The sequence below is a fragment of the Lonepinella sp. BR2357 genome (assembly GCF_051851525.1).
In the GTDB taxonomy this organism is placed as follows: domain Bacteria; phylum Pseudomonadota; class Gammaproteobacteria; order Enterobacterales; family Pasteurellaceae; genus Lonepinella.
In genome coordinates this window covers 129,949-146,207 of sequence record NZ_JBPDVG010000001.1, presented here as the reverse complement: position 1 = coordinate 146,207, position 16,259 = coordinate 129,949, and the positions used below count along the sequence as shown (strand labels likewise).

The 16,259-nt window shown below is 39.5% G+C and carries 14 protein-coding genes; 3 read left to right on the top strand and 11 right to left on the bottom strand.

The window, feature by feature from the left end:
- From ACTG7L_RS00655 to galT, 11 genes are all read right to left on the bottom strand, one after another.
- A complete protein-coding gene (locus tag ACTG7L_RS00655) occupies positions 1-1,353 on the bottom strand; it encodes an Eco57I restriction-modification methylase domain-containing protein (protein ID WP_439287056.1) in 1,353 nt (450 codons plus the stop codon).
- Positions 1,346-2,521, bottom strand: a complete 1,176-nt coding sequence (locus ACTG7L_RS00650; protein ID WP_439287054.1) for a DNA cytosine methyltransferase — start codon at positions 2,519-2,521, stop codon at positions 1,346-1,348. The genes ACTG7L_RS00655 and ACTG7L_RS00650 overlap by 8 nt, the downstream gene beginning before the upstream one ends.
- A 150-nt stretch (positions 2,522-2,671) precedes the next feature.
- Positions 2,672-3,760, bottom strand: a complete 1,089-nt coding sequence (locus ACTG7L_RS00645) for a 5-methyltetrahydropteroyltriglutamate--homocysteine S-methyltransferase (protein WP_439287052.1) — start codon at positions 3,758-3,760, stop codon at positions 2,672-2,674.
- Between the two features lie 42 nt (positions 3,761-3,802).
- The gene (locus ACTG7L_RS00640) at positions 3,803-5,020 is read right to left on the bottom strand and encodes an NAD(P)/FAD-dependent oxidoreductase (protein ID WP_439287050.1); all 1,218 of its coding nucleotides are present in this window, start codon (positions 5,018-5,020) and stop codon (positions 3,803-3,805) included.
- A gap of 333 nt (positions 5,021-5,353) precedes the next feature.
- Positions 5,354-6,334, bottom strand: coding sequence for a hypothetical protein (locus tag ACTG7L_RS00635; protein WP_439287048.1), 981 nt, complete (start codon positions 6,332-6,334; stop codon positions 5,354-5,356).
- Positions 6,335-6,344: 10 nt separating this feature from the next.
- Entirely contained in the window at positions 6,345-7,676 is a 1,332-nt protein-coding gene (locus ACTG7L_RS00630; RefSeq protein ID WP_439287046.1) for a hypothetical protein, read from the bottom strand.
- A 36-nt stretch (positions 7,677-7,712) separates the two neighbouring features.
- Positions 7,713-8,384: a hypothetical protein gene (locus tag ACTG7L_RS00625; RefSeq protein ID WP_439287044.1), complete on the bottom strand. Its 672-nt coding sequence runs from the start codon at positions 8,382-8,384 to the stop codon at positions 7,713-7,715.
- Positions 8,385-8,411: 27 nt separating this feature from the next.
- Entirely contained in the window at positions 8,412-8,750 is a 339-nt protein-coding gene (locus tag ACTG7L_RS00620) for a hypothetical protein (RefSeq protein WP_439287042.1), read from the bottom strand.
- A 175-nt stretch (positions 8,751-8,925) separates the two neighbouring features.
- Positions 8,926-9,972, bottom strand: coding sequence for a galactose-1-epimerase (gene galM, locus ACTG7L_RS00615; RefSeq protein WP_439287041.1), 1,047 nt, complete (start codon positions 9,970-9,972; stop codon positions 8,926-8,928).
- The gene (galK, locus tag ACTG7L_RS00610) at positions 9,963-11,123 is read right to left on the bottom strand and encodes a galactokinase (protein WP_439287040.1); all 1,161 of its coding nucleotides are present in this window, start codon (positions 11,121-11,123) and stop codon (positions 9,963-9,965) included. The genes galM and galK overlap by 10 nt, the downstream gene beginning before the upstream one ends.
- Before the next feature lies 1 nt (position 11,124).
- The gene (gene galT, locus ACTG7L_RS00605) at positions 11,125-12,174 is read right to left on the bottom strand and encodes a galactose-1-phosphate uridylyltransferase (protein ID WP_439287038.1); all 1,050 of its coding nucleotides are present in this window, start codon (positions 12,172-12,174) and stop codon (positions 11,125-11,127) included.
- Between the two features lie 296 nt (positions 12,175-12,470).
- Between galT and ACTG7L_RS00600 the strand changes: the two genes are divergently transcribed.
- The 3 genes from ACTG7L_RS00600 (at position 12,471) to mglA (ending at position 16,226) form a co-directional block, all read left to right on the top strand.
- Positions 12,471-13,475, top strand: a complete 1,005-nt coding sequence (locus ACTG7L_RS00600) for a substrate-binding domain-containing protein (RefSeq protein ID WP_439287036.1) — start codon at positions 12,471-12,473, stop codon at positions 13,473-13,475.
- A gap of 166 nt (positions 13,476-13,641) precedes the next feature.
- On the top strand, positions 13,642-14,634 hold the full coding sequence (mglB, locus tag ACTG7L_RS00595) for a galactose/glucose ABC transporter substrate-binding protein MglB (RefSeq protein WP_439243011.1): 993 nt from the start codon (positions 13,642-13,644) through the stop codon (positions 14,632-14,634).
- A gap of 89 nt (positions 14,635-14,723) precedes the next feature.
- Positions 14,724-16,226, top strand: a complete 1,503-nt coding sequence (mglA, locus tag ACTG7L_RS00590; protein ID WP_439243013.1) for a galactose/methyl galactoside ABC transporter ATP-binding protein MglA — start codon at positions 14,724-14,726, stop codon at positions 16,224-16,226.
- Positions 16,227-16,259: the final 33 nt, after the last annotated feature.

Below are 16,259 nucleotides of genomic sequence, written 5' to 3'. Positions count from 1 at the left end.
TTACGATCCCATTTCTGCACGATTTATGCCAAACCAAAAAACACTATGACTATCAATATTTAATGAGCGAGTTTGATAGTTTCTCGCAATTTTATAAAACTGTCTAAATTCATCACTCGCAAAATAGCTCAATTGTTTATGATTTAAAACCATTTTTTGCTTAGGAATTAAAATAGCAACCGAACCATTAACAACAACGCCTTTGGGCTTTGGCATTACTCGTGGGTTGTAGGTCATGTTTGGGGTTAAATAAACATCATCTCGGTCTAAATAACTGTAAACACTCAAATTTTCCAATTCATCTATGTTAATAAAGGCATCATAATCGGTTATATCTACGATGTTTTCGCCTGTATTATCAATATTTCGTGATTTTAAGACACGCACGTAATCATCATTTTTTTGTGAATGCGTAACACTATTTGTAATTTGTCTATCACGAAAAACGGTGAATAAATCAAAGGTTAATTGCTCAAAAACCTTGTCAAATTCTGTATTGCGATAAATGACCCAATAGGGCAAGTTATCATCAAAAATATAGTTAGCTGATTGATAAATCAGTTCTTTTTTGGGTAAAGAATGAATTTTGATTTTATCTTGTGTGCCAGTTCTTTTGACTAAAATATTGACGGTTTCAATCAACACTCCTTTAAAGCCTAACTCGCCAAAATCCAAAATATGCTGTACATTGCATTGTTTTATTTTCTCTCGTGTTTGTTGATACTCTGGCGTATTGAGAATATTTTTAGGCATAATAAGCGAAACATATTCGGCTTCGCTTAATGCTTTTTCTAAAAATAAGCCAGCTAAATTTTTTAAATCCTTGCTAAATGAATAACATTGCTTGTACTTGCTCAATATTTTTTGATTTAGCTTAGTAAATGGCGGATTGCCAATAATCAAGTCTATGTTTTGATTAGGATAAAAATAAATAAAATCATCACACACAAACTCTATTTCAAAGTTAGCAGGAATACGCTCTTTGTTAAACAAAAAGCCCAAAATATCCAAAATATGGTGATTGATGTCAATAGCGATAATTTTAACTTTCTTTTTGTATTTGTATTTTTCAAATAGGCAATGCAGAAAATTTCCAGCACCCACAGACGGTTCAATAATGGTTATTTCTTCTTTATCATCAAAGCTAGGCAAATTATCGGCGATATGTTGAATAATAAAATCGTTGGTATAGTAAGCGGAATGGTTTTCACGTTCAACATTTGCCAGCTCAATAATTCTTGCTATATCTTGCTTGCCTAAATCTTGATAATTGTTCAAGATGAAATTATGCAAGTTTTTGGGAATATTGAGTTGTTGCTGTGCAATAAGTTGGTAAATATCCTTTTCAGTCATTACTCATACCTATTTGTGTTTTTATATTGTTGGCAATGCGTTCAAAAATAATGGTCGGCACAGCTTCACCGATACTTTGGCGAATATTCATTTCTGTTTTTTTGGAATGCTTGCGTTTATTATCCAAAGATAAAGCGTTCAATTCTGCCAATGAATTATTGCTCCATTGAAAGCTTTCAGGAATATTCATTAAAATCATCAATTCACGAATAGAAAACACCCTGTCATCAATAGGGTGAACGGTATTTTGGCTGGCTAATTGATCGTTGCGTGTATGAATACAAGGGGCGACTTTGTCGTAATATTGGCGTGTGTATTTATCACCATTTTTAGAATGGTTTAATACGATTTTGCCGTTTACGATTTTATGCGGTTGTTTGTGTAAGTCCGCATTATCAAAAGCACTTTGCCCTTGTTTTATGTCTTTTATCCACGCTCGCATATGTTCAGGGTAAATTCTAAAACTATGATAAAAATCATCAGCATCATATTCGCCCCAATCTAAGGATTTCATTTTGCCGATGAGTTCAAATAATGTTTTTTCGTTTTCTGCTTTGGGGAATAAATGTTCAGGGTCAATGTCCAATTCTTTACTTACACCTATAACCAAAGTTCTCGTGCGAGATGAATTAGCTCCGTGATTTTTAAAGTTAATAATTTTGTGTGCAATACGATAATTTAAGCCTAATTCATTAACAATTAAATCGCCAATCGCCACAACTTCGCCTTGTTGATTAACACAACCTGTCTTTAAAAAGGCTTGCACATTTTCTAACACAAAAAATCGTGGTTTGATAATTTTAATTAAATCAATACTTTCCACCACTAGACTATTACGTTTGATTTCATCATCAGCTTTTTTATGATTAGCCACACTCATGCCTTGACAAGGAGGAGTCGCCACAAGCACATCTACACGATCATTACCTAACTCATACCAACGTTGAATTTCAGTGTAAATTTGTTGTTTGGTTTCAGCTTGGATAATGTCGCCACAAATATAGCCTGTTTCATATTGGCATTTGTGATTGAGTTTTTGAATACTTAAACGGCGTGCAATGATTTCATTGGTGGCAATACATTCAAATTGATTGAGTTTAAAGCCATAACACCCCACGCCAGCAGATGAAAACAGGCTGATGTAGGTTAGTTTATTGTCCTTTGTCATGGGGTTATCTCTATCATTGAAGTACGGAAAATAGGAAAAATTATAACAAACCTCACTAATACTTTAAAGGCTTAAAATATTATAAAATCAAGTTTTCAATGTTAGAAAAAAATACCGAGCGAAACTCGGTATTTTGTAAAAGGAAAAAAACTAATCCTCACCCCAAACTTCCTTAGCAATTTCTTCCACATGACGTACTTTCGCCCATTGCTGTGCTTCGGTCATCACGTTACCTTCTTCCGTGGACGCAAAACCGCATTGTGGGCTTAAGCAAAGTTGTGCCAACGGTACATATTTTGCGGCCTCCGCAATGCGAGCTTTGATTTGAGCTTTATCTTCTAATTCAGGGAATTTGGAGCTAATCAAACCTAACACCACACGCCCTTTATTATTAGCAAAATGTCTTAACGGCTCAAAACCGCCTGAACGTTCGTCATCATATTCTAAGAAATAACCGTCATAATTAGTTTGAGCAAATAAACCATCTGCGATTGGATCGTATGCCCCTGTTAATAAATAAGAGGATTTATAGTTACCACGGCAAACGTGGGTGGTAATCGTCATATCTGCAGGTTTATCCGCAAGAATCGCTTGAATATTGGCCACCGCTTGAGCTTTGTCCGCTGCAAAGGTCGGTTGATCGTGGTTGTTACATAAGGATCCCCAATACACATCATCAATTTGTAAATAACGGCAACCTGCATCATAAAAGGCTTGAATGGCCTCTTTATAGGCTTGTTGTACGTCTTTGGCAAATTCCTCTCGAGTGGCGTAAATGCCGTGATCCCATTGAACTGGATACATTAATTGGTTTGGACTGGGAATGGTAAATTTCGCCACCGCACGACCGCCCACAATGGCATTAAATTTTTTAAAATGGGCTAAGAATGGGTGATTTTTATTCCACGACACTTTGCCACAACAGCGAGTATTATAAGGTCGCACCGCCACGCCTTTAAACGCATAGGCTTTTTCTGGCACATAACCTTCAATGCCGTTGAGATTTTCTAAGAAATCAATATGCCACCAAGAACGGTGATATTCGCCGTCGGTGACCACTTGAATGCCAGCGTCAAGTTGTGCTTGCACTAATTTTTTCACTTCCTGTTCAACGATGTCATCACGCTGTTCAAGGGAAATTTTGCCTGCTTTAAAATCAGCATGAGCTTGTTTCCACGTCTCAGAACGTAAATAAGATCCCACCGTGTCGGCATGAAAAGGTAAGGTTGTGTTTGTCATGGTATTTCCTTCATTATTAATAAAATTAAGCCTAGCTTAAACCTAAATGGCACTTTCTGCAATAGCCTTGGCACAAGCATACGCCGAACTCCACGCCCATTGGAAATTATAACCGCCAAGCCAACCAGTGACATCTAGCACTTCGCCAATAAAATACAGCCCCGCCACCTGATTAGCTTGCATGGTTTTAGAAGAAATAAATTGCGTATCCACGCCCCCTAAGGTCACTTCTGCGGTACGATAACCCTCTGTACCGTTAGGGTGAAATTGCCATTGATGAATTAACTCGGTTAAGGATTGTAAATCCGCTTTGCTTATTTGTGCCAAGGTTTTATCGCCCAAGGTTAAACGCTGATGTTCAATCCACAATTCCACCAATCGTTTGGGCAACACTTGACTTAATGCGGTTTTTAATTGCATATTTGGCGAGTGGGCTTTTTGTGCGGTGATTAGATCGGCAATAGATTGATCGGGCAATAAGTCAATGTGGACTGGCTCGTTCAGTTGCCAATAATTAGAAATTTGCAACATCGCCGGCCCCGATAACCCTCGGTGCGTAAATAACATATCACCTCGGAATACCTGATGACCCACACTGGCATTGACCCTTAGCGATACGCCCGAAAGTGCGGTGAAAATTTTGTCATTTTCTAAGTAAGTGAACGGCACAAGGCTCGCTCTTGGCGGAATAATCGGAATAGCAAATTGTTCTGCGATTTTATAACCCAAGGGTGACGCCCCTAATGCCGGCATGGAAAGTCCACCGGTAGCAATGACTAAATTTCGACAGGTCCAATCCACACCGTTAGCACGCACCTTAAAACGCACCTTGGGATCGTTTTCAATGGGTTCTACGCTATCAATTTGCTGGCGTAATTGAATATCCACTTTCGCCTTTTTGCAGCGATCTTCGAGTAAATCCACAATATCTTGTGCCGAATTGTCGCAAAAAAGCTGACCGTCCGCTTTTTCATGATAGGCAATACCATATTCACAAACTAGGCTAATAAAATCCCATTGGGTAAATCTTGCTAAAGCAGATTTGACAAAATGGGGATTTTGCGAAAGATAATGACTCGGGCTAACATCAAGGTTGGTAAAATTACAAAAGCCACCGCCCGACATCAAAATCTTGCGACCCATTTTTTTGCCACTGTCTAAAATCGTGATTTTTTCACCGCCGTGTTGCCCAATTTCTGCCGCACAAAACAGTCCGGCCGCACCGGCACCAATAATAATCGTTTCACTATAATGGTTCATTCAATGTGACTTACTCTGATAAATTTAATGAAAATAAATATTACACTTTTTCCCGTAAAAAAGAAAAAAATTCCGTTTTTTCAAATAGAAATATTATTTATGAAACAAAATCCAATTTCGCCATATTTTCCACACTGCGAAATTGGCGGGTTTTGCTAAAGAAAATGTAGACGACATTTTGCACTAAATTAGCCAAATCTGCCTTGGAGTTTTAATAATCTACCCCTTTTAAGGGGTAAGTACAAAATTATACCTTTTAGAGTATAAAAACCAAAGCCAACTCACGCCAGCTTTGGTTTAATTTATCAATGAATTGAATGATGATGTGCTTTACTACGCTTCAATCTCACAATTTGGCAACGCTTCTCGTAGCTCAGCCACTTCATCACAATCTTCATCAAAGAAATTGCTTGAAATATTTAATTGTTGTAAATCGTGCAATTCGTGTAATTTTTCCAATTCTTCGGCATCAATGGAATTATCAGAAAGATCCAATGTTTCCAATTTCGCCAGTTTGGCTAATTCAACGATACCATCAGGAATATCACCGAGTTCTACACCACTCATCACTAATTTTTTCAAATGCGGTAATTGTGCAAGTTTTTCCAAATGATAAAAAGGCACATCGGTATTATTCCAATAAATTTCTTCCGTATCAAAAATAAGATCATATAAATAAAAGCCCATATCGCCTTCTTTATCATATAAATCAAATTCAGAATCGGTGATCTCAAATTCTTCATTATCATTCCAATCATCATAATCGGGTAATGGATAATCAAAAGACGGTTCCCATTGCAATAATAATAAATATTTCAATGAATCATCTAAATCAACCCACCATTGCCAAAAATCATTGAGTGTATTAATCGCATTTATCACGATCGCACCGACTTGGCGAGTATTTAAATTCTTACGGGTTTCTTCATCATCTGTATCAAGATACCCTTTATGACCTTCAGGGAAATTCGTGGTTCGCAGATAACCGTCATAAATTTCATATAAGGTTTCTTTCGTTGTGCCGTCTTTTGCAAATTTGAAACTCTCGACTTTCTTATTATCGAGAATATTCACACGGTATTTTTCGTCCGCCCCTTCAAAATCCGCTGTATTTTCGCCATTAGCGTGTTTTACTAACTGGCGACCAAACTCTTGCGTATTCCAGTCTGCATTATATGCAAAGCCAATGGCATCAGCGATTTCACGCAAACTACCAATCACTTCACCTTCGTCATATTGATGAAGTACGTTAATTTTTCCGCTATCGTCTTGTTCAACAAGATAGCCATTAACATAAGCTGATTTTTTAGCCATAATTTTACTCCTAGAATATAATCTGACAATTTGGTAGTGCTTCTTTTAATGCAATCACTTCTTCTTGATCTTCGGTTAAACCTGTTTCAGCAAGATTAAGTGTTTTCAAATTTTTTAAACTATATAAACGATTCAACGTGAACGCATAATCACTCAGATCATTTTTAGATAACGAAAGATCTTCTAAGCAAGTTAATTCAGGCATATCTATCGGCACTGCACGAATATTAACATCATCCATATATAATTCTTTCAAGTTCGGTAAAAATGCCAATTTTTCAATATTATCAAATGAAAAATCAAAACCATCACTAAATGAAGGCACACGAATAATGCTAACATTAGTAAAAGGATATAATTGACCGACAGAAAAACTATTACGAACATTAAATTTAAAAGATCCGTTTCTAGCATAGAACTGACTCTCTTCATCGTCTTCAATACAGTAAGTAGAACTATTCCAACGAAGTGCATATCGGGAATATGAAGGCGAGTGTCGTAATAGAATAAATTTCAAACTGTCATCAAGACGACTCCACCAATTCCAAACTTCATTACCTTTGTTGATCGCCTGAATCAGAACTGAACCACATTTCTCAGTATCAAACGCAATATAACAATCAGACTCTCCATCATAAATATCATCTATATTAAATTTAACTCCAAAATTCTCATAAGAGCCTCCGATATTGTCATCTAAAAAATTAAATAAAAATTCAGATAATTTTACCTTATCGCTAAACACTAATTCTTTATCATCTTCAAAAACGCAGAAATTACCCGCTGAATCCAATTCAAATCGGTAGTTTTCCCATTTGGCACTACTGGGGCTGCTTTCACTCTCATTTTCTGCGGTGTTTTCTGCCGTAGTTTCGACCGCACTTTCTGCCGCAGGCAAGGCGTTAATGGTTTTAATCACATACGCCCCAAGTGTGCGAGTGGTCCAGCTTTTGTATTCTTCTTCATCTTCAAATGGAATAGATTCGTCTGCAGGAAGCAGTGGTTTAATTTGGCTTAGTGCAAATTCACGCAAGAAAGACCGCACTGTGCCTTCCGCTTTATATTGAAAGGTTTCTACTGTGCCTGACGCTAAAATACGCACACGGAATTTCTCGTCATTCACATCGAAATCCGCTTCTTTTTTCTCGCCTGCGTGTTTGACTAAATTTGCGCCGAAAGTGCGGGTATTCCAGTCGGCTTTATGTTCAAAACCGATTGCTGCCGCAATGTCTTCTAAACATTTAGTTACCGTGCCTTTTTTCGATTGTTCTAGCACGAAAATTTTGCCATCTTCATTTTCTTCAATAAGATAGCCATTTAAAAAAGCGGATTTCTTCGCCATAATCTGTTCTCCTAATACGGGTTGTTAATAAATCGGTTAGTTTTTCAAGCCTTTGGTAAAGCCATACATATCGATAATTTTCGCTGCCGAATAAATTAATGGGGTTGGTTTGCCACGAAAATCAATAATCTTGTGTTGGGCTTGAATTTGCTCAATCTCGTGTTGATGGGCAAGGTGAAATTGGTGAATGACGGCTAGAGAATGTTTGTTCACACTGGTAAAGCCACATTCTTTTTTATCAGGGTGATAGTTTGCTGAAAAAGATTTAAAGGTTTGCGTGAAGTTTTCATCATAGGCAGGCACAATGCCGAATACGCCGAGCAGAATTTTGGTGACTAACACAAGGCTGCGTTCATTCTTTTCAATAATACATTTTTCAATGTCGTCGTATAACTTGAGAATGGTGTCAAAATTTTCGGGTTCGATGTTCATTGCCCATAATGTCGGGTCTTGAGCGAGAATATATCGCACGGTTTCAGTTAAATAGGCTGGATTTTTCTGCAATAAAAAACTGCTGCCCCGCAACATTCCCCAGCTGGCTAAATAACTCCACAACACAAAACAGCCGATTTCCACATTTTCACGCGCGGGATTGCTGGGGTGAAAATGGGCATAGCAAAAATCAAACGAATGATAACGGTGATCGAGTGCTTTGCCGTCTGCGATGAATTGATTAACGGCGGTTAAAAAATCGGCTTGTTTTGGCATATTTTCGTCCTTGCTGTTACAAATGCGTTACAGAATATTTTTCACAAAATAGTGATACACCGCCACAATCATCGCATCGCTTTCGCCGTCAATGCCTTTGATTTTATAATCGCTGACCTTGCCAATGCGTGTGCCTTGTGCGGTCATTCCATTGCCTGCAAACACATTGCCATTTTGAATATTGCCAATACGTTTACCCGTACCAGGGGCGTGGGCGCCGTCATTGATGTAATTATCTTTCACGTTACCAAGCTGGTTGCCGCAGCCTAAATTGGTATCGCCTTTGAAAATGCGACCACCTTTTACATTGCCCACTTTGTGAATACCATTATAGATATAACCGCCTTTGAAACTAAAATCGCCCATAAGAAACTCCTTGTTTGGTTAATAAAATACGATGTTCAACTGAACAAAACCCATTCTAACATTGTTTTTTTTTTGCACAATTGGATATACTCAGAACCTGAGAAAAAAGAAAAAAGGGGGTGAAAATAAAAAGAAATGAAAAAAGATTGGGTACAATCAATGTACCCAATAATGATTAACCAAACTGAAATCGTGTCCACTGCTGATAGGTTTCCCCAGCTTTCACCATACCCCCATATTGCCACCATTCAGGATGGTTTGGCGTATCTGGCAAGGCTTGGGTTTCAAGGGCAATGCCGGTGTAATCGGCATATTCACCTCCGGCTCGGGTCGGGGTGCCTTGCAAGTAATTGCCGGTGTAAACCTGTAAAGCCGGTTGACTGGTCGTCAGGGTTAAACGTAAAGATCCATCAGGTGCGGTCAAAATCGCACCTGTTTTTTCATGTCCTGTGCCTAATAAAAAAGCGTGATCGTAACCTTTGGTCAACTGTTGCTCATCTTGTAAAAAGTCCTGTTTAATGGCTTTTGCTTGGCGGAAATCAAAGCTAGTATGTTGCACCGATTTCAAAGGTGCATTGGGAATACCTTGACTATCCACCGGCACAAATTGTGCCGCATTGAGTTGCAACAAATGCTCACGAATATCACTGCCCTGTTCGGCATGATATAAATTAAAATAGGCATGATTGGTTAAATTTAATGGCGTATCTTGATCGGAAATGGCCTTAAATTCGGCAATCAGGGCGTTATCGTCGGTTAAACGATAAATTGCTTGAACCTTAACCGTGCCTACAAAGCCTTGCTCACCGTCAGGGGAAGTTAAGGAAAAAATCACCCCATTTTCACCGCACTTTTCCTCGGTTTGTTCGATTTGCCAACGTCGTTTATCAAAGCCAATCGGCCCACCATGTAACTGATGTGAGCCTTGATTGGCGGTGAGTTTAATGGTTTGCCCTTGATAGTCAAATTGGCTGTTGGCAATGCGATTGGCATAACGCCCAATGGTCGCCCCGAAATAGACGCCTTGTTTAGCATAATCTTCCAACTTGCAACCAAGCAATACTTCACGCTTTTCATCACCCACTGGTACGACACAAGATACCCAAGTGGCTCCCCAATCAATAAATTGTACTCGCATGCCTTGTTGATTGGTCAAGGTCACAAGCTGTAAGGCGTGCTTATCAGGTGCCAACACCTTGGTGGTTTCAACGCTTACAGACATACCTGTACTCCTTGTGACGCAGTACACACATAAAATTCTTCTTTAATACCGGTTTGTTTTTGATAATTGTCGGCAATCAGTTGACGTACTGTCTCGACTTTTTCTACCGGAGCGACCACCACAATACAGCCCCCAAAACCACCGCCAGTCATTCTGGCACCGCCAGTTTCACCCACGGCCACTTGGGCCAATTCCACCAAATAATCAATTTCGGGAATGGTAATCTCAAAATCATCACGCATGGAATCATGGGATTGTCCCATTAATTTGCCTAGCGTAGAAATATCGCCTTGATTTAAGGCTTGAACGGCATCTAATACACGTTGATTTTCCGTCACAATATGTCTGGCTCGTTTAGCGGTATCTTCATCAAAGGCAATGAGTTCGGCTTCACGTTGTTTAAACTGTTCAATCGACACATCACGCAAGGCTTTTACGCCAAAAAATTCGGCGGCACGTTCACATTGTTGACGGCGTGTATTGTATTCACCGGTGACTAAATCATGTTTCACATGGGAGTTGACGATCATCACGGCAATATTTTCAGGCACTGGCACGGAAACGGTTTCAAGGCTACGGCAGTCGATCATCAGTAAATGGTCTTGCTCACCTAAGGCAGAGATAAGCTGATCCATATTGCCACAATTTGCCCCGACAAATTTGTTTTCAGCCATTTGACCGATTAAGGCAATTTGGGTATTAGTTAACGCTAACTTGCCTAACTGTTGGCAAAATTTCCCCACCGCTACTTCAAGGGCAGCGGAAGAACTTAAACCCGAAGATTGTGGCACATTGCCAGAGATCACCAAGTCTGCCCCTTGTTTAAATTCAGGGTAATGTTGCTGAATAAATTTCACCACACCACGCACATAGCCTGTCCATTTTTTGTCGGCGACTGGGGTGATTTCTTCCGTTAAAGAAAATTGATCGCTATCTTCTAAATCCGCCGCATACACGTTAAACAGATGATCATCACGTTTCGCACCACAAACGGCGGTGCCATAGTTAATCGCACAAGGCATCACAAAGCCGTCGTTGTAATCGGTGTGTTCGCCAATAATGTTCACTCGCCCTGGGGCATAGATGTTTAATTCTGAAGTGCGGTGAAATTTTTGTTCAAATAATTGTTTTGCGGTTGGTAAAGGGATCATGTTATTTTCCTTCTTTATAATGTACTTCGCTTAATTCACGTAATCTTGTTGCGGCTTGTTCGGCGGTTAAATCTCGTTGACTTTCGCCTAGCATTTCATAGCCCACCATAAATTTTCGCACTGTGGCAGAACGTAATAATGGCGGATAAAAATGGGCGTGTAATTGCCAGTGATCATTGGGTTCACCATTAAACGGTGCGGCATGAAAGCCCATGGAATAAGGGAAACTGGTTTCAAATAAATTGTCGTATTTAGTGGTCAATTTTTTCAAGGCTAACGCCAGATCGTCCGCTTGTTCTGCGGTTAAATCGGTTAAACGTTTAATTTGTGCTTTTTTCGGCATTAATAGGGTTTCAAACGGCCACACCGCCCAATAAGGCACCACGGCTAACCAATGTTCAGTTTCCACCACAATGCGTTCTTTTAATTGTAGTTCACGTTGAGCATAGTCTAATAACATAGGCGAATGATGTGCTGCCAAATAACGGCGTTGGGTTTGATCTTCCCGAGCCACTTCGTTTGGCAAAAAGCTATTGGCCCAAATTTGACCATGAGGATGGGGATTGGAACAGCCCATAGCGGCACCTTTATTTTCAAACACTTGCACCCATTGATATTTTTGCCCTAATTCCATAAGTTGTTGTTGCCAAACTTTAATCACTTGGCTAATTTCTGCCACGCTTAATAACGGCAAGGTTTTGCTATGATCCGGTGAAAAACAAATCACTCGACTTTCCCCCTGAGCTTGCACCGACTGAAATAGCGGATCGCTAGACGTTTCAGGGGCTGGCGTATCTTCTAATAAGGCAGAGAAATCATTTTTAAACACATAAGGCTGCTGATAATCAGGGTTTAATTCGCCTGTAATGCGTTTATTTCTCGGGCAAAGATAACAATTCGGATCGTGACTTGGTTTTTGTTCTTCGTTAACTTTTTCCTGTTGCCCTTGCCATGGGCGTTTGGCTCGGTGGGGCGACACTAACACCCATTGGTCTGTCAACGGATTATAACGACGATGTGGATGTTCAGTTGGATCAAAAATAATACTCATAATATGTCCTTACGTTTGATAAAACGGAAACGGTTACATTTAACTGGGTATAAGATAGCAGATTTTTTGAAATAATCTGTGACGTAGATCATATTTTTGAAAAAAACTTGAAAAATTTATTGTATTTTTGGGTTGAAATGACAAAAATGAAGTGGTAACGTTTTCATTATGTATCTTTGAATGTGGGGCGGAATGTAGGAGCGAAATGTAGGGGCGTATTGCATACGCCCAAAACAGATCGAGCATAAGGGCGTATGCAATATGCCCCTACATCATTGTTATATTGGGAGAAAAGTATGATTACCATTCGTGATGTAGCCAAACAAGCAGGCGTGTCTGTGGCGACAGTTTCTCGGGTATTAAACAACGCCTCTTGCAGTGAAACCGCTCGCCTTGCGGTAGAAAGTGCGGTGCAAAATTTGGGCTATTCGCCTAATGCGAATGCACAAGCCTTGGCCTTACAAAATACCGATACGCTCGGTGTGGTGGTAACGGATGTCTCTGATCCGTTTTTTGCGATTTTAGTCAAAGCAGTAGATCAGGTTGCCTATGAATACGGTAAAACCATGTTAATCGGCATGGGATATCATCAAGCAGAACGAGAACGCCGAGCCATTGAAACCCTTTTGCGTAAACGTTGTAGCTGCTTAGTTGTACATTCGAAAGGGTTGAGCGATCAAGAACTTATTGCCTATTTAGAACAAGTCCCCGGCATGGTGATCATTAACCGCTGTATTGCCGGTTATGAACACCGTTGCGTCAGTTTGGATAACCAACGTGGCACCTTTTTAGGTACAGAATTATTAATAAAATTGGGACATCGTAAAATTGGTTATATCGGTTCAAACCATCAAATTAATGATGAACGAGAAAGAAAACAAGGCTATTTAACCGCACTTCAACAATATCATTTACCCTTAATTGAAAATACTAGCGTACAAAATAGCCCTGATTTTGAGGGAGGTGAAGCGGCAATGGTGGATTTATTGAGCTATCATTCGGATTTAACCGCCGTGGTGGCTTACAATGATAGTATGGCAGCGGGAGCATTATCCGTGCTAACGGAAAATAATATCCATGTACCACGTCAATTTTCCTTAATCGGGTTTGATGATATGCCGATTGCGAGCCATTTGGTGCCAAAACTTTCAACTATCCGCTATCCTATTGATTTAATGGCAACTTATGCGTCTAAATTAGCGTTAAGTTTGGTCAATGAAAAAATTGATACGCCAATTCATACGCAATTTAACCCAACATTGGTCAGACGCTTTTCTACGGACAGTTGTTATCCGCAATAATTTTTTTGTAAACGCTTACACTTTTTTTCAAAAGTGTGAGAGAGATCACAGTATTGAGAAAAAAAATAGTGTATCTTAGTCATATTACACAAGGTTGTTGTGTTTTATTTAAACAATTTTGCGGTAATTTCATCATTTTAGTTAATCAATTAATGAGGACATTGTTATGAAAAAAGCAGTATTAAGTGCAGTCGCATTATCTATCGGTTTAGGCTTAGCAAGCAGTGCAGCACAAGCGGCTGACCGTATTGGTGTAACCATTTACAAATATGATGACAATTTCATGGCGTTAATGCGTCAAGAAATTGCTAAAAATGCAGAACCACTCAAAGATGTTGAGTTGTTAATGAATGACTCGCAAAATGCCCAATCTATTCAAAACGACCAAGTGGATGTGTTAATTTCTAAAGGGGTAAAAGCCTTAGCCATTAACCTTGTTGACCCATCAGCCGCACCAACCATTATCAAAAAAGCCCAAGGCGAAGATATTCCAGTGATTTTCTTTAACAAAGACCCAGGTGCAAAAGCCATTGGTAGTTATGACAAAGCCTACTATGTGGGTACCGATCCAAAAGAATCTGGTGAAATTCAAGCAGATTTGATTGCAAAACAATGGAAAGCCAATCCTGCCCTTGACTTAAATAAAGACGGCAAAATTCAATATGTGTTATTGAAAGGTGAACCGGGCCACCCAGATGCAGAAGCACGTACGAAATATGTGGTGGAACAATTAAACAAACAAGGTATCGGCACTGAACAATTATTTATTGATACCGGTATGTGGGATGCTGCATTGGCGAAAGATAAAACTGATGCGTGGCTTTCAAGTGGTAAAGCAAACGAAATTGAAGTGATCATTTCTAACAATGACGGTATGGCAATGGGGGCATTAGAAGCGGTGAAAGCCCATGGTAAAAAATTACCAGTATTCGGTGTGGATGCCTTACCAGAAGTGTTGCAATTAATCAAAAAAGGCGAAGTCGCTGGTACGGTGTTAAATGACGGTGTTAACCAAGCTAAAGTGTTAGTGAAATTAGCAGATAACTTGGTCAAAGGTAAAGAACCAACAGAGGGTGCTGATTTTAAACTTGAAAACCGTGTAGTGCGCGTGCCTTATGTCGGTGTTGACAAAGACAACTTGGATAAATTCTTAAAATAAGTCTGTCTAATATTGAGGGCTTGTGAGAGCTATCAAGGTGATTTTTTCACAAGCCCTGTTGTTTTTAATGATTTAATTTGAGGTGAGATATGGCGACACAAGAAGTGCTACTCACAATGACCAATGTTAGTAAATCTTTCCCTGGGGTAAAGGCGTTAGACGGTGCTAATCTGGCGGTCAAATCCCACTCTGTCCATGCCTTAATGGGGGAAAATGGAGCGGGAAAATCTACCCTATTGAAATGTTTATTCGGGATCTATGCCAAAGATGAGGGTGAAATTCTCTTCTTAGGCCAACCGGTTAATTTCAAAACATCAAAAGAAGCCCTTGAAAATGGGATTTCGATGGTGCATCAAGAATTAAATTTAGTGCGTCAACGCAGCGTGATGGATAACCTTTGGTTAGGCCGTTATCCATTAAAAGGCATGTTCGTGGATCATGCCAAAATGTACAACGAAACCAAAGCCATTTTTGATGAATTGGATATTGATATTGATCCCAAAGAAAAAGTAGCCAATTTATCCGTTTCTCAAATGCAAATGATTGAGATTGCAAAAGCGTTCTCTTATCATGCCAAGATCGTGATCATGGATGAACCGACCTCTTCCCTTTCTGAAAAAGAAGTGGAACACCTTTTTAAAATTATCCAAAAATTAAAAGATCGGGGCTGTGGCATTATTTATATTTCCCATAAAATGGATGAAATTTTCAAAATCTGTGATGAAATCACCATTTTACGTGATGGAAAATGGATTAATACCGTGCCAGTTAAAGGTGCGACTATGGACGGCATTGTGGCCATGATGGTTGGACGTGAATTAACCCAACGTTTCCCACCAAAAACCAATCAGCCAAAAGAAGTGATTTTACAAGTAGAACATTTAACTGCCAAAAATCAACCCTCTATTCAAGATGTCAGCTTTGAATTACGCAAAGGTGAAATTTTGGGCGTGGCAGGTTTAGTGGGGGCGAAACGCACGGATATTGTGGAAACCATTTTCGGTGTACGTGAACAACAAAGCGGTACGGTAAAACTCAATGGAAAAATCGTACAAAATCGCACCGCACTTGATGCGATTAATAATGGTTTTGCCCTCGTTACCGAAGAACGCCGTTCTACAGGGATTTATGCTAACCTGAGTATTGAGTTCAACTCTTTGATTTCTAATATGAAATCCTATATCAGCAAATGGGGGTTATTAAGCAATAAGAAAATGAGCAGTGATACCCAATGGGTGATTGATGCCATGAATGTGAAAACCCCGTCCCATAAAACCAATATTGGTTCCCTTTCGGGTGGTAACCAACAGAAAGTGGTAATTGGTCGTTGGTTGCTTACTCAACCAGATATTTTAATGCTCGATGAACCCACTAGAGGGATTGACGTAGGAGCGAAATTTGAGATTTACCAGCTCATTATGCAGCTTGCTCAAAAAGACAAAGGCATCATTATGATATCCTCTGAAATGCCAGAATTGCTCGGGGTAACCGACCGTATTTTGGTCATGAGTAATGGCAAAGTGGCCGGTATTGTAGAAACAAGTAAAACGTCGCAACAAGAAATTTTACAACTTGCGGCGAAATATTTATAACCGATGTAAAAAGGAAGGTTGTTATGGTTATCA

What these genes read in the sequence shown, in the direction of transcription:
- ACTG7L_RS00635 (WP_439287048.1), bottom strand. Translation starts at nt 6,334, where the DNA reads ATGGCTAAAAAATCAGCTTATGTTAATGGCTATCTTGTTGAACAAGAC.
- galT (WP_439287038.1), bottom strand. Translation starts at nt 12,174, where the DNA reads ATGAGTATTATTTTTGATCCAACTGAACATCCACATCGTCGTTATAAT.
- ACTG7L_RS00655 (WP_439287056.1), bottom strand. Translation starts at nt 1,353, where the DNA reads ATGACTGAAAAGGATATTTACCAACTTATTGCACAGCAACAACTCAAT.
- ACTG7L_RS00630 (WP_439287046.1), bottom strand. Translation starts at nt 7,676, where the DNA reads ATGGCGAAGAAATCCGCTTTTTTAAATGGCTATCTTATTGAAGAAAAT.
- mglA (WP_439243013.1), top strand. Translation starts at nt 14,724, where the DNA reads ATGGCGACACAAGAAGTGCTACTCACAATGACCAATGTTAGTAAATCT.
- ACTG7L_RS00625 (WP_439287044.1), bottom strand. Translation starts at nt 8,384, where the DNA reads ATGCCAAAACAAGCCGATTTTTTAACCGCCGTTAATCAATTCATCGCA.
- ACTG7L_RS00640 (WP_439287050.1), bottom strand. Translation starts at nt 5,020, where the DNA reads ATGAACCATTATAGTGAAACGATTATTATTGGTGCCGGTGCGGCCGGA.
- galK (WP_439287040.1), bottom strand. Translation starts at nt 11,123, where the DNA reads ATGATCCCTTTACCAACCGCAAAACAATTATTTGAACAAAAATTTCAC.
- galM (WP_439287041.1), bottom strand. Translation starts at nt 9,972, where the DNA reads ATGTCTGTAAGCGTTGAAACCACCAAGGTGTTGGCACCTGATAAGCAC.
- ACTG7L_RS00650 (WP_439287054.1), bottom strand. Translation starts at nt 2,521, where the DNA reads ATGACAAAGGACAATAAACTAACCTACATCAGCCTGTTTTCATCTGCT.
- ACTG7L_RS00620 (WP_439287042.1), bottom strand. Translation starts at nt 8,750, where the DNA reads ATGGGCGATTTTAGTTTCAAAGGCGGTTATATCTATAATGGTATTCAC.
- mglB (WP_439243011.1), top strand. Translation starts at nt 13,642, where the DNA reads ATGAAAAAAGCAGTATTAAGTGCAGTCGCATTATCTATCGGTTTAGGC.
- ACTG7L_RS00600 (WP_439287036.1), top strand. Translation starts at nt 12,471, where the DNA reads ATGATTACCATTCGTGATGTAGCCAAACAAGCAGGCGTGTCTGTGGCG.
- ACTG7L_RS00645 (WP_439287052.1), bottom strand. Translation starts at nt 3,760, where the DNA reads ATGACAAACACAACCTTACCTTTTCATGCCGACACGGTGGGATCTTAT.